Consider the following 13,229-nt stretch of genomic DNA (forward strand, 5'->3'; position numbering starts at 1 on the left):
GGGAAAGGGATTCCAACGAAAAGTTCCGTGTACATGGATCTTTACTTGGTCATGCCCTGTAGCCTCTCAACACTATGTTGAGAGGTTTTTATTTTACAGTTCAGTTGAAGCAATACACGAACTTGGGACAATAAAAGAGGAGGGGCTAACGAGTGAAGAATTTATTAAGCATGAACGAATTACATCCAGAAGAAATCAATACGATTTTACAACGCGCTGAGGAATTTGAGCATAACGCAACTCCTAATTTAACGAGAACATTTACAGTAGCAAATTTGTTTTTTGAACCAAGCACACGGACAAAAATGAGCTTTGAAATGGCAGAAAGAAAACTAGGATTACATGTTCTGCCGTTTGAGGCAAGCACTTCAAGTACACAAAAGGGTGAAACTCTTTATGACACTGTTAAAACGTTAGAGTCAATCGGAGTAGATGCAGTCATTATTCGACATGAAGAAGACGGCTATTACCATCAATTAAATTCAGGAATAGATTTGGGCATAATAAATGGCGGAGATGGTTCGGGGCAGCACCCGACACAATCCTTACTAGATTTATATACGATTAAACAGGAGTTTGGAAAATTTGATGGTTTAGAAGTGGCAATCGTAGGTGACATTGCGCACAGCCGAGTCGCTAAATCGAATGCTCAAGCATTAACGAAATTAGGAGCAAATGTAACTTTCCTTTGTCCTAAAGAATGGCAAGGTGACATACAAGCTGAATCTAGTTGGGATCAAATCCTACCAAAAGCAGATGTTATCATGCTCCTACGAGTTCAACATGAAAGACATGAATCAGCTAAACGATTCTCAAAAAACGAATACCATCAACAATATGGGTTAACGATTGAACGTTATAAGCAATTAAAGCCTGCCGCAATTATCATGCATCCAGCACCAGTAAATCGAGATGTAGAAATTGCGAGTGAATTAGTAGAGAGTGAAAAATCTCGGATATTCAAACAAATGCATAACGGAGTCTTTATCCGAATGGCGATACTCGAATCAGTACTAAAGGAGAGATTTTAATGAGAAAACTAATACAAAACATTCAATTACTAAATGAACAACAAGAATTACAAGCAGGTTCCATATTAATTGAGCAAGGACGTATTATTGAAATCAATCCGAAAACAACGACTGACATAGATGAGACCATAGATGGAAAAGGTCATTTTGTTTCTGCAGGCTTTATTGATGTGCATGTGCACTTACGAGAACCAGGTGGAGAACAAAAAGAAACGATTGAAACGGGTACTGCAGCTGCAGCAAAAGGTGGATATACAACGATTTGTGCTATGCCAAACACCAGACCAGTTCCAGATACAGTCGAAAACCTAACTAAGGTAAATGAGTTAATTAAAAATAATGCTAAAATTCGAGTACTTCCATATGCATCCATCACTATTCGGGAAGCTGGAAAAGAACGTACAGATTTAGCAGCATTAAAAGAGCATGGGGCTTTTGCTTTTACAGATGACGGTGTCGGAGTTCAACAAGCTGGCATGATGTATGAAGCGATGCAAGATGCTGCAAAAATCAACATGCCAATCGTTGCCCATTGTGAAGACAACACATTAATCTATGCAGGAGTTATGCATGAAGGAAAGAAAAATAAGGAACTTGGCTTAAAAGGAATCCCTTCCATTGCTGAATCCGTTCATATTGCTCGCGATATATTATTAGCTGAAGCAGCAGGTGCGCATTACCATGTATGCCACGTGAGCACGAAAGAATCGGTTCGCGTAATACGAGATGCAAAAAAAGCTGGGGTTAAAGTTACCGCTGAAGTAAGTCCGCACCATTTACTACTATGTGAAGATGATATCCCTTCAAATGATGCGCAGTGGAAAATGAATCCACCACTTCGAGCAAAAGAGGATCTTCAAGCTTTAATAGAAGGATTAGAGGATGGCACATTAGACTTTATAGCAACAGATCATGCACCTCACACGTTTGAAGAAAAGGCAAATGGCATGGAGCAAGCACCATTTGGAATTGTGGGTCTTGAAACAGCATTTCCATTGCTGTACACACATTTCGTGAAATCTGGGAAGTGGTCACTTGCTCAACTAATCGCTTGGTTAACTGAAAAACCTGCAGATGTATTTGGATTACCATATGGTCGTTTGCATATGGGTGAGTCAGCAGATTTAGTTTTCATTGATTTGAATAAAGAACAAAAAATAGAGACAGAAAAGTTTCTTTCAAAAGGAACAAATACACCATTCAAGGAGTGGTCATGCATCGGCTGGCCAGTAATGACCATGTTTGAAGGCAATATAGTTTGGGAGGAGAAGTGATGATGAAAAGAAGTCTCATTTTAGAAACAGGCGACGTATTTACAGGAATAGCATTCGGTAGTGAAAAAGAGAGTGCCGGGGAAGTTGTTTTTACAACCGGAATGACAGGCTACCAAGAAACGTTATCTGACCCATCTTATTGTGGACAAATCGTTACGATGACTTACCCACTTATCGGCAACTATGGTATTAATCGAGATGACTTCGAATCAATTGAACCAGCAATTAAAGGCATGGTTGTTCGAGAATTAGCTGATATGCCTTCAAACTTTAGAAGTGATGCATCATTAAATGAACTATTCCTATTAAAAGAGATTCCCGGAATTCAAGGTGTAGATACACGGAAACTAACTCGAATCATTCGTGAATACGGTTCAGTAAAAGGGTACTTTACTGCAGCTGGTGTTGAAGTAAATGTGGAGGAAATAGTGGCGAAGTTAAAACAAACCACTTTCCCAACAGACCAAGTAAAACAAGTTTCAACAAAACGCCCATATCCAAGTCCAGGACGAGGAAAACGTGTGGTTTTAGTGGACTTTGGAATGAAACACGGTATTTTACGCGAATTAAATAAACGGAATTGTGACGTGGTAGTGGTTCCTTATAATACGACTGCTGAAGAAATTATGGCGATTTATCCTGACGGGATTATGTTATCTAACGGACCTGGAGATCCAAAAGATGTGCCTGAAGCAATCACTATGCTAAAAGAAATTATAGGGAAGATTCCTGTGTTCGGTATTTGCTTAGGACATCAATTATTTGCACTTGCTAGCGGTGGCGACACCTTTAAGTTGAAATTCGGACATCGAGGAGCAAATCATCCTGTTAAAGATTTAAAAACAGGGCGTACAGAATTAACTTCGCAAAACCATGGCTATACAGTGGACCCAGAATCATTAGTCAAAACGAGATTAGAAGTAACACATGTCGCTTTAAATGACGGAACCGTTGAAGGGTTAAAACATCTGGATTTGCCAGCCTTTACCGTACAATATCACCCGGAAGCTTCACCAGGTCCGGAAGATTCAAATCATTTATTTGATCAATTCATTGAACTCATGAATACGCACGTGAAAGGGGAAAAAAATCATGCCTAAACGTCACGATATTAAATCCATTCTTGTTATCGGTTCAGGTCCAATTGTTATTGGTCAAGCTGCTGAGTTTGACTATGCAGGAACACAAGCCTGTCTTGCGCTAAAAGAAGAAGGATACCGCGTTATTTTAATTAACTCTAATCCTGCCACAATTATGACCGACACTGAAATTGCAGACAAAGTGTATATTGAACCAATCACTTTAGATTTTGTTAGTCGAATTTTACGAAAAGAACGACCTGATGCCTTGCTACCTACGTTAGGTGGACAAACAGGATTAAACATGGCGATTGAACTTGATGAGTCCGGAATTTTAAAAGAATTAAATATTGAAATATTAGGAACAAAACTCGAAGCAATTCATAAAGCTGAAGACCGAGATCTATTTAGAACGTTAATGAACGAATTAAATGAACCTGTACCTGAAAGTGACATCATCCATAATCTTGAAGAAGCTCATGCTTTCGTCAGTCGAATCGGATACCCAGTTATCGTTCGTCCAGCATTCACACTTGGCGGAACAGGTGGAGGTATTTGTCATAATGATGAAGAGCTAGTGGAAACTGTGACAAGTGGTTTAAAATATAGCCCGGTTACACAATGTTTATTAGAAAAATCCATCGCTGGTTTTAAAGAAATAGAATACGAAGTGATGCGTGATTCTAAAGATAACGCGATTGTAGTTTGTAACATGGAAAATGTGGATGCAGTCGGGATTCATACAGGGGATTCAATTGTTGTGGCACCAAGTCAAACCTTATCTGACCGTGAATACCAAATGCTTCGAAATGTTTCACTTAAGATTATTCGCGCATTGAAAATTGAAGGTGGATGTAATGTCCAACTTGCCCTCGATCCGCATAGCTTTAATTACTACATCATTGAAGTAAATCCACGTGTTAGTCGTTCGTCAGCTTTGGCTTCAAAAGCAACGGGTTATCCGATTGCGAAATTAGCAGCTAAAATTGCAGTGGGTCTTACATTAGATGAAATGATGAATCCTGTAACAGGTAAAACGTACGCATGCTTTGAACCTGCTCTTGATTATGTGGTAACGAAAATTCCGCGCTGGCCATTTGATAAATTCGAATCAGCAAAACGTAATTTAGGAACACAAATGAAGGCAACAGGCGAAGTAATGGCGATTGGCCGTACGTTTGAAGAATCTATATTAAAAGCGGTACGATCTCTTGAAACAGATCAATTTCATTTGGAATTAAAAAACGCTGATTCAATGACTGATGAATGGATTGAAAAGCGTATTCGACGAGCTGGAGATGAGCGTCTATTCTTTATAGGAGAGGCATTAAGACGTGGCGTTACGATTGAGACCATTCACGAATGGAGTCAAATCGATTTATTCTTCCTGCATAAATTACAAAAAATTGTTCATTTCGAAAAAGTGGTTGCTGAACATCCGTTTGACTATGAGGTTGCTCGACAAGCGAAACGAATGGGCTTTGCGGATAAAACGATTGCAAAGTATTGGAATACGAAAGAATTAGACGTGTATAACTGGAGAAAAGAGCAAAATTTAATCCCTGTTTATAAGATGGTGGATACATGTGCAGCAGAATTCGAATCAGAAACGCCTTACTTTTACGGAACTTATGAAGATGAAAATGAGTCGATTCGAACAGAAAAAGAAAGTGTCATCGTTTTAGGTTCAGGTCCGATCCGAATTGGACAAGGTGTTGAGTTCGATTACGCTACTGTGCATTCTGTCTGGGCAATTAAAGAAGCCGGGTATGAAGCGATTATCATCAACAGCAATCCAGAAACAGTTTCAACAGACTTCTCAATTTCTGACAAGTTGTACTTTGAACCACTGACCATTGAAGATGTTATGCACATTGTGGATTTAGAGAAACCAAAAGGGGTTGTTGTACAATTCGGTGGGCAAACAGCCATTAATTTAGCGGATAAATTAGAAGCACGTGGAGTGAAAATTTTAGGAACAACTCTAGAAGATTTGGATCGAGCTGAAAATCGAAACAAATTTGAAAAAGCGCTTCATGAAATCGGGATCCCTCAACCAATGGGTAAAACGGCAACTTCTGCAGAAGAAGCAGTTGCTATTGGAAATGAAATTGGATACCCAGTACTCGTTCGTCCTTCCTATGTATTAGGCGGTCGTGCTATGCAAATTGTTTACAATCAAGAAGAACTAGCTCATTACATGGAAAATGCGGTTCAAGCGAGTCCGGAACATCCCGTATTAATTGACCGTTATTTAACAGGAATTGAAATTGAAGTTGATGCAATTTCTGATGGTGAGAATGTTTGCATACCAGGAATTATGGAACATATTGAACGAGCGGGAGTTCACTCTGGCGACTCGATTGCAGTCTATCCACCACAAAATCTATCAGTGGAACATATCAACACATTGGTTGATTACACCACACGTTTAGCTAGAGGATTGAACATCATTGGATTAATGAACATTCAATATGTTATTTCAAAAGGTGAAGTGTATGTGATTGAGGTAAACCCTAGATCTAGTCGCACAGTTCCATTCTTAAGCAAAATTACAAATATCCCTATGGCGAAAATTGCGACGAAAGCGATTTTAGGACATTCCCTCCTAGAACAAGGAATTCAAAATGGACTCGCACCATCACCGGCTGGCGTATTTGTTAAAGTGCCCGTTTTCAGCTTCGCAAAGTTGAGAAGAGTGGATATTACATTAGGACCTGAAATGAAGTCAACTGGAGAAGTAATGGGGAAAGATATTACTCTAGAAAAAGCGCTATATAAAGGCTTAGTGGCATCCGGTTTAGAAATAAAAGATCATGGCTCAGTTCTTATGACAATCGCGGATAAGGATAAGGAAGAGGCAACTGCTTTAGCAAAACGCTTTACAGCAATCGGCTATCATATTTTAGCTACTGAAGGTACGGCGCGTGAGCTAAAAGAATTAGGGATTCCTGTAACGACTGTAAATAAAATTGGTAGTGAAGGACCAACACTTCTTGACTACATTCAAAAAGGCGAAGCTCAGTTCGTTATTAATACCTTAACGAAAGGGAAACAGCCTGAGCGTGATGGTTTCCGTATTCGTCGGGAATCAGTCGAAAATGGCATTGCTTGTTTCACTTCTCTCGATACGGCAGAAGCCATGTTACGCGTAATTGAATCAATGACCTTCCAAGCAGAAGAGATGCCGAAGCAAGGAGTGCTTTCATGATCAGACAAGAGCGAATGCGCGTTGTTAAACATAAAGAAATTGCTCACAACATATTTGAATTAACACTGATCGGTCAGTTAGTTCATGACATGAAAAATCCAGGACAGTTTGTCCACATTCGCGTGTCTGATAGTTACGAGCCATTGCTTCGCCGTCCAATCAGCATTGCATCCATTGATCGTGAGACACTTGAATTCACCATGATTTATCGCGCTGAGGGAAGAGGGACGACTATTCTGTCACAAACAAAACCGGGTCAAGAAGTAGATGTGCTTGGCCCTCTTGGTAACGGATTTCCTCTCGATCAAGCGAGTGAAGGAGAACATGTTTTATTAATAGGTGGAGGAATCGGTGTTCCTCCCTTATACGAATTATCAAAAAGACTAGTGGATGTGGGTGTTAAACCCATTCATATCCTTGGTTTCCAATCAGCTGATGTGGTTTTTTATGAAAATGAATTTAGAGAATTAGGTGAAACACATATCGTAACCGTTGACGGAAGTTTAGGGCACCAAGGTTTCGTCACGAACGTATTGGATTCCATTGCAGAAGAAGTTTCTACTTACTATGCTTGTGGACCAACGGCTATGCTAGGAGCTTTGCAAAATGCCTTGCCTAATACAAAAGGATTCTTATCCTACGAAGAAAGAATGGGATGCGGTTTAGGTGCTTGCTTTGCTTGTGTATGTAAAACGACAAAAGCTATTGAAGTAGACTATGTAAAAGTTTGTTCTGACGGTCCCGTATTTCCAGCAGGGGTGGTGCAATTATGAATCGATTAGCTGTTGAATTACCAGGACTGTCACTAAAAAATCCGATTATGCCAGCCTCTGGTTGCTTTGGTTTTGGTAAAGAATATGCGAAATTATATGACCTTTCTAAGCTTGGCGCTATCATGATTAAAGCAACAACGCTAGAAACTCGCTTAGGAAACCCGACTCCTCGAGTTGCCGAAACAGCGGCAGGCATGTTAAACGCAATCGGACTTCAAAATCCAGGCTTAGAAAAAGTAATAGCTGAAGAACTTAAATGGCTCGAGCAATATGATGTGCCCATTATCGCGAATGTTGCGGGTACTTTGACAGAAGATTATGTTGAAGTTGCGAAACACATTTCAAAATCAAAAAATGTAAAAGCACTCGAGTTAAATATTTCTTGTCCGAATGTAAAATGTGGTGGAATTACCTTTGGAACGGATGCTGCAATTGCTGCTGAACTAACAGCGGCAGTAAAAGCTGTTTCTGAGGTGCCAGTCTACGTGAAACTATCTCCTAACGTAACGGATATAGGCGAAATTGCTCGAGCAGTAGAAGCAGCTGGAGCTGACGGTATAACAATGATCAATACGCTTATTGGCATGCGCTTAGACACAAGAACTGGCAAACCAGTCATTGCAAATGGCACTGGCGGATTATCTGGACCTGCAGTAAAACCAGTAGCACTTCGAATGGTATATGAAGTTGCAAAACAAGTGTCTATTCCGATTATCGGAATGGGAGGCATTACCACAGTGGATGATGTGATCGATTTTATGTCAGCAGGCGCAAGTGCTGTAGCAGTAGGTACAGCAAATTTCGTGGATCCATTCGTTTGTCCAAACATAATCGATCAATTACCAGAGAAACTAGATTGGTTAGGATATCAAAATGTAACTGAACTTACAGGGAGGAGTCATCGATGAATCAAACTCCTATTATTGCATTAGACTTTTCAACCAAAGATAAAGTCCAACAATTTTTATCGAACTTTAACGAAAAACTTTTTGTGAAAGTTGGTATGGAGCTTTATTTACAAGTAGGTCCATCCATCGTTACAGAACTAAAAGAGCAAGGACATGATGTTTTTTTAGACTTAAAACTACATGACATTCCGAACACAGTGAAATCGGCAATGCGCGGATTAGCACAACTTGGTGCGGATCTAGTCAATATCCATGCAGCAGGTGGTTTGAAAATGATGGAATCTGCAGTTGAAGGATTAGAAGCAGGCACCCCAGCTGGTTTGAGACGTCCACAAATTATAGGGGTAACTCAATTAACCTCAACGTCTGAACAACAAGTAAGAAATGAACAAAAAATAAACCTTTCACTAAAAGAATCGGTTCTGAACTATTCGGAATTAGCGAAACAAGCTCGATTAGATGGGGTAGTTTGCTCGGTGCTAGAAGCGTCATCTATTAAACAAGTATGCGGCGAAGATTTTCTTTGCGTAACTCCAGGTATTCGATTAGAAGGCGGAGATACGCACGATCAAACGCGAATTGCAACGCCAGATGGAGCTAGAAATGCAGGCTCATCATTAATAGTAGTTGGACGTGCCATTACACAATCGGCTAATCCAGTTGAAACTTACGAGATCGTCAAACGATTATGGGAGGTTAAATAATGAAAAGTCAACAACATGAAATCGCACATGCCCTGTTATCAATCGGAGCGGTAGAGTTACGACCAAACGATCCATTTACATGGGCTTCAGGAATAAAATCACCTATTTATTGTGATAATCGGTTAACCATGTCGAGTCCAGTTGTGAGAAAACAAATCGCAGCGGCATTGGCAAGAAGTATAGAAGGTGCTTTCCCGGAAACTGAAGTAGTGGCTGGGACAGCGACAGCGGGTATTCCACATGCGGCTTGGGTGAGTGATGTGCTTAACTTGCCAATGGTCTATGTACGGTCAAAAGCCAAAGAACATGGTCGAGGGAATCAAATTGAAGGTAAATTATCTAAGGGTCAAAAAGTCGTGGTTATTGAAGATTTAATATCTACGGGCGGAAGTAGTATTGAAGCGGTGAAGGCATTAAGAGAACAAGGGTGCGAGGTTTTAGGCGTCGTGTGTATTTTTACATATCATTTAAAACGTGCAGACGACATGTTTGAAGAGCAAGGCATTCCGTATGTCAGTCTTACAAATTTTGATGCATTAATCGAAGTTGCGACTCTTGAAAAGAAAATTAGTGATCAAGACAAACCTCAACTTAATGAATGGCACGAAAAACTAAAGTCAGCACAGCTATAGAAAAGGATGGAGAGATTAGACTAGTATCTGATCTCTCTATCTTTTTTAATTATTTCTTATAAGTAGAATGTGCTGATTTTCATTACGGAGGACGCTTTCCGGATGGCGCGACTTCAGCCGCTTCCTTCGCGATGCTCAGTCCAGGGTCTTCAGTTCGCGCTGATCCTCTCGGAGTCGCCTCCTCCATTTCAATCAGCAAAAGAATTAAAGAAATCATTACTTTTCCATACTGGAAAGAACTATATGACTATATTGTAGGATTTTAATATTTCTATTACATAGTATCGATGAGCACTAACCTTAAAATTTGTATCAAAATCTTAAATTTCATTCTTATAAAGAAATACGAACTTGTGATTTCTTTTCTTCGAGGTTCTAGTTAGTGGAGCGGAAGGTGGCGACTCCGGCGGGAATAGCGGGTCCAGGTGAGACCCCGCAATGAGCTTTGCGAATGAGGAGGCTCACGGACCGCCCGCGGAAAGCGTCCACCTGAAGCGAAACAGTAAATATATTTAGAAAATAACGATTACATACTTTACTAAATCATTCATTAGAATTTTCCAATTGAAAAAGCATGATGAAGTGATGTTTCACTTCATCATGCTCTTTAAGTTTAGTTATATAAATTCACAAGCTCATTTACATAGCACACAGAAAATCATTGCTTATAAAACATAAATTACTAACGTAACTTCCTCACCATATCTTCACTTGGTGTTACAAATACGGTTTTTTGTTCAAAATATATGACGAAGCCTGGCTTAGAGCCGTTTGGTTTTTTCACATGACGAATCTCGGTATAGTCAACAGGGACTGACGAAGACTCACGCGCTTTACTGTAATAAGCAGCTAAATTAGCCGCTTCCAATATAGATGCTTCATCAGGTTCAACGTCGTGAATAACGACATGAGAACCTGGAATGTCTTTTGTATGGAACCAAAGATGTGATTTGTTTGATAACTTAAAAGTGACATAATCATTTTGCTTATTATTTTTCCCAACAGATATGGGTAAACCTGTACTTGAAACAAAGGTTTCAGGTGTTGGTTTGACGATTTTCTTTTTCTTTTTCAAAATGCGGGCTTTCATCCAACCTTGTTCGGCCAGTTCTTCCCGTATTTCCTCAATATCATTTGGAGATGCTTGCAAGACTTGTTGTTGGAGCATTTCTAAGTAATTAATATCTTCTTTCGTCTTGTCCATCTGTTGTTGCGTTTTAATCAGGGCAGTTTTTGCTTTATTGTATCTTGTGTAGAAGGCTTGTGCATTTTCTACAGGGGTCTTTCTAGGATTCAATGGTATCGTTACGGTCGCTCCATCTTCATCATAATAATTTACGATTTGTGCTTCTGTTTGACCTTTTTCTAATTGATACAAATGTGCCATTAGGAGCTCCCCATATAATTGGAAAGTTTCTAGTTTCTCAGCTTGTGCTTTTTCTTTTGATAATTTCTTCATCTTTAATTTTAATTTATCGATTTCATTCTGCAACCAACGTTCTAAGTCTCCTGCTTGTTGCTTCACTCGATCTCGATCTGCTCGAGCGAAATAAACCTTATCCAGAAGTTCTCCAAGAGTGTTGAAATGTGAACCTTCTCCTTCTAAATGTTGCAGTTGAATGCTAGAGAAGAATGTTTTATTGCCATTTTCAAAATAAGAATTCACTTGGTTTTTTTGAATGAATTCATTAAGAAACGTCATAAATACTGTGAATGGTTTTTCATTCTCATTTGCTATTCGATAAGCTAATTCGTTTGCATGTAGTGGCGAAAATCCAGCAATTTGTTGAAGAATACTTTTAGCTATGTCTTCTTCATTTAAAATAGTAAGTAATTCATCTTCTGTTAGATTAAATGGATCCTTTTTATCTTGAGCCGGTGGCACGATATGAGGTTGACCAGGTAAAATCGTTCGATAACTATTCACGGATGGCGACAAGTGTTTCAAGCTATCTAGGATAAGTGTTCGAGAGGGATCCACGAGAATGACATTACTATGTCTACCCATAATTTCGACATGTAGTTCACGGACCATGTCATCCCCAATTTCATTTTTACCTTCAATGCGGAGGATGATTACTCTGTCCATTCCAAGTTGTGTAACGGAAGAAACGAAACCACCTTCTAAATGCTTGCGAAGTAACATGCAAAACATAGGAGGTTCAGATGGATTCTCTATCGATTCATTTGTAAGTTGAATTCTTGAATAAGAAGGGTGAATAGAAATGAGCAAGCGGTGATTCTTTCCACCGGAGCGTATATGGAATACAATTTCTTGTGAATTGGGCTGATGAATTTTAGAAATTCGACCCGAAACAAGTTGTTGTAGTTCGTTTGTCATTGATTTTGTGAATAAACCATCAAAAGCCATAAGATACCTCTTTCAAAACGTTTTGCTCTATCTTATCATTTTCTAGAGGAAATGTGATATAATTGCCTAAGTGTGTGTAACAGAAAGAATCAAGTCTTTCAGGAGGAACCACCTTGTCAATTGCCAAATTCATGAATATCGGGAATGGAAGTGTCGTTGCCGTAAATCGAATCATTTCCATTTTAAGTCCTGAATCTGCGCCAGTTAAAAGGCTCGTTCAAGATGCAAGAGATAAAGGCTTTCTGATTGATGCAACTTATGGAAAAAAAACACGTACAATCTTTGTCATGGATAGTGAACATGTCGTTTTGTCTGCTGTAAATAATGAAACGATCACTGCTAGAATGATGGAGTATACCGACTAGATAAAAAGAGGGATTGAATGCGAAAAGAACGTGGATTATTAATCGTCCTTTCAGGACCATCTGGTGTTGGGAAGGGAACTGTGCGAAAAGAATTGTTTTCGCAGCCTGATACCAATTATGAATATTCAATTTCGATGACGACTCGGAAACCTCGTGAAGGTGAAATCGATGGTGTCGATTATTTTTTCAAATCTCATGAAGAGTTCGAACAATTAATCGGTGAAGGCCGATTACTTGAGTATGCTTCTTACGTGGGGAATTATTATGGAACACCACTTGATTATGTGAACGCTACATTAGACGCTGGTCGAGATGTCTTTTTAGAAATTGAAGTACAAGGAGCATCCCAGGTACGAGCTAAAGTTCCTGATGGGTTGTTTATTTTCCTTGCACCTCCGAGCTTTTCTGCGCTCGAACAACGTCTTGTTGGACGAGGGACTGAAACAGATGATGTAATTGCTTCACGCATAAGTGCTGCAAGACAAGAATTAGAAATGATGAATTTATACGATTATGTTGTTGAGAATGATGAAGTTCAATTCGCATGTGATCGTGTAAATGCAATTGTTACGGCAGAACATTGCCGAAGAGAACGCGTTGAAAAAAGATATTTATCTATGTTGGAAGGGGAATCTTAATGTTATATCCATCAGTTGATTCATTAAAAAGCAAAATTGATTCAAAATATCAATTAGTAAGCTTAGCTTCAAAACGTGCTCGTCAAATGCAAGAAGAGGGCGGATTACGCTTAGACTCTTATCAGTCAGAAAAGTATGTTGGTAAAGCGCTTGAAGAAGTTGCGGCCGGTGCACTAGTTAAAGAAGTTCAAGATGAAGGAACAATTTACGAAGACGAAATTTAAATCCATTATTACACAATGA

Annotated in this window: 12 protein-coding genes; 11 read left to right on the forward strand and 1 reads right to left on the reverse strand. The window is 39.4% G+C overall.

Going from position 1 to position 13,229, the window contains the following annotated elements; all coding sequences use genetic code 11:
• Positions 1 to 152 precede the first annotated feature (152 nt).
• Genes AC3EA5_RS14770 through pyrE form a run of 8 tightly spaced genes read left to right on the forward strand, consistent with a single transcriptional unit; the run spans position 153 to position 9,612 of the window.
• Positions 153 to 1,031 carry an aspartate carbamoyltransferase catalytic subunit gene (locus AC3EA5_RS14770; RefSeq protein ID WP_488609033.1) on the forward strand — a complete coding sequence of 293 codons (879 nt, stop codon included), beginning with the start codon at positions 153 to 155 and terminating at the stop codon, positions 1,029 to 1,031.
• Positions 1,031 to 2,305 (forward strand): dihydroorotase, encoded by a 1,275-nt coding sequence (gene pyrC, locus AC3EA5_RS14775; protein WP_488609034.1) that lies wholly within the window; start codon positions 1,031 to 1,033, stop codon positions 2,303 to 2,305. Before AC3EA5_RS14770 ends, pyrC begins: the two co-directional genes overlap by 1 nt.
• On the forward strand, positions 2,305 to 3,405 hold the full coding sequence (locus AC3EA5_RS14780; protein ID WP_488609035.1) for a carbamoyl phosphate synthase small subunit: 1,101 nt from the start codon (positions 2,305 to 2,307) through the stop codon (positions 3,403 to 3,405). Before pyrC ends, AC3EA5_RS14780 begins: the two co-directional genes overlap by 1 nt.
• The gene (gene carB / locus AC3EA5_RS14785; RefSeq protein WP_488609036.1) at positions 3,398 to 6,595 is read left to right on the forward strand and encodes a carbamoyl-phosphate synthase large subunit; all 3,198 of its coding nucleotides are present in this window, start codon (positions 3,398 to 3,400) and stop codon (positions 6,593 to 6,595) included. The genes AC3EA5_RS14780 and carB overlap by 8 nt, the downstream gene beginning before the upstream one ends.
• Entirely contained in the window at positions 6,592 to 7,368 is a 777-nt protein-coding gene (locus AC3EA5_RS14790; protein ID WP_488609037.1) for a dihydroorotate dehydrogenase electron transfer subunit, read from the forward strand. Before carB ends, AC3EA5_RS14790 begins: the two co-directional genes overlap by 4 nt.
• Positions 7,365 to 8,276 (forward strand): dihydroorotate dehydrogenase, encoded by a 912-nt coding sequence (locus AC3EA5_RS14795; protein ID WP_488609038.1) that lies wholly within the window; start codon positions 7,365 to 7,367, stop codon positions 8,274 to 8,276. Before AC3EA5_RS14790 ends, AC3EA5_RS14795 begins: the two co-directional genes overlap by 4 nt.
• Positions 8,273 to 8,980 carry an orotidine-5'-phosphate decarboxylase gene (pyrF, locus tag AC3EA5_RS14800; RefSeq protein WP_488609039.1) on the forward strand — a complete coding sequence of 236 codons (708 nt, stop codon included), beginning with the start codon at positions 8,273 to 8,275 and terminating at the stop codon, positions 8,978 to 8,980. Before AC3EA5_RS14795 ends, pyrF begins: the two co-directional genes overlap by 4 nt.
• Positions 8,980 to 9,612, forward strand: a complete 633-nt coding sequence (pyrE, locus tag AC3EA5_RS14805) for an orotate phosphoribosyltransferase (RefSeq protein WP_488609040.1) — start codon at positions 8,980 to 8,982, stop codon at positions 9,610 to 9,612. Before pyrF ends, pyrE begins: the two co-directional genes overlap by 1 nt.
• A 682-nt stretch (positions 9,613 to 10,294) precedes the next feature.
• Here the strand turns inward: pyrE and AC3EA5_RS14810 are convergent.
• On the reverse strand, positions 10,295 to 11,983 hold the full coding sequence (locus tag AC3EA5_RS14810) for an Rqc2 family fibronectin-binding protein (protein WP_488609041.1): 1,689 nt from the start codon (positions 11,981 to 11,983) through the stop codon (positions 10,295 to 10,297).
• 113 nt (positions 11,984 to 12,096) lie between these two features.
• Here AC3EA5_RS14810 and AC3EA5_RS14815 point away from each other — a divergent pair, with 113 nt between their 5' ends.
• From AC3EA5_RS14815 to rpoZ, 3 genes are read left to right on the forward strand one after another with little or no spacing between them, the layout of a single operon-like run.
• Positions 12,097 to 12,348 (forward strand): extracellular matrix/biofilm biosynthesis regulator RemA family protein, encoded by a 252-nt coding sequence (locus AC3EA5_RS14815; RefSeq protein WP_394187321.1) that lies wholly within the window; start codon positions 12,097 to 12,099, stop codon positions 12,346 to 12,348.
• A gap of 17 nt (positions 12,349 to 12,365) precedes the next feature.
• Complete coding sequence (gene gmk, locus AC3EA5_RS14820) at positions 12,366 to 12,986, forward strand: guanylate kinase (protein WP_394187322.1); 621 nt, start codon at positions 12,366 to 12,368, stop codon at positions 12,984 to 12,986.
• On the forward strand, positions 12,986 to 13,210 hold the full coding sequence (rpoZ, locus tag AC3EA5_RS14825; protein WP_394187323.1) for a DNA-directed RNA polymerase subunit omega: 225 nt from the start codon (positions 12,986 to 12,988) through the stop codon (positions 13,208 to 13,210). Before gmk ends, rpoZ begins: the two co-directional genes overlap by 1 nt.
• The last annotated feature ends 19 nt before the right edge of the window (positions 13,211 to 13,229 follow it).

The organism is Paenisporosarcina sp., from assembly GCF_057785155.1.

Coding starts and splice junctions, on each gene's coding strand:
- pyrC (WP_488609034.1), top strand. CDS start 1,031: ATGAGAAAACTAATACAAAACATTCAATTACTAAATGAACAACAAGAA.
- AC3EA5_RS14780 (WP_488609035.1), top strand. CDS start 2,305: ATGATGAAAAGAAGTCTCATTTTAGAAACAGGCGACGTATTTACAGGA.
- carB (WP_488609036.1), top strand. CDS start 3,398: ATGCCTAAACGTCACGATATTAAATCCATTCTTGTTATCGGTTCAGGT.
- AC3EA5_RS14790 (WP_488609037.1), top strand. CDS start 6,592: ATGATCAGACAAGAGCGAATGCGCGTTGTTAAACATAAAGAAATTGCT.
- AC3EA5_RS14795 (WP_488609038.1), top strand. CDS start 7,365: ATGAATCGATTAGCTGTTGAATTACCAGGACTGTCACTAAAAAATCCG.
- pyrF (WP_488609039.1), top strand. CDS start 8,273: ATGAATCAAACTCCTATTATTGCATTAGACTTTTCAACCAAAGATAAA.
- pyrE (WP_488609040.1), top strand. CDS start 8,980: ATGAAAAGTCAACAACATGAAATCGCACATGCCCTGTTATCAATCGGA.
- AC3EA5_RS14810 (WP_488609041.1), bottom strand. CDS start 11,983: ATGGCTTTTGATGGTTTATTCACAAAATCAATGACAAACGAACTACAA.
- gmk (WP_394187322.1), top strand. CDS start 12,366: ATGCGAAAAGAACGTGGATTATTAATCGTCCTTTCAGGACCATCTGGT.
- rpoZ (WP_394187323.1), top strand. CDS start 12,986: ATGTTATATCCATCAGTTGATTCATTAAAAAGCAAAATTGATTCAAAA.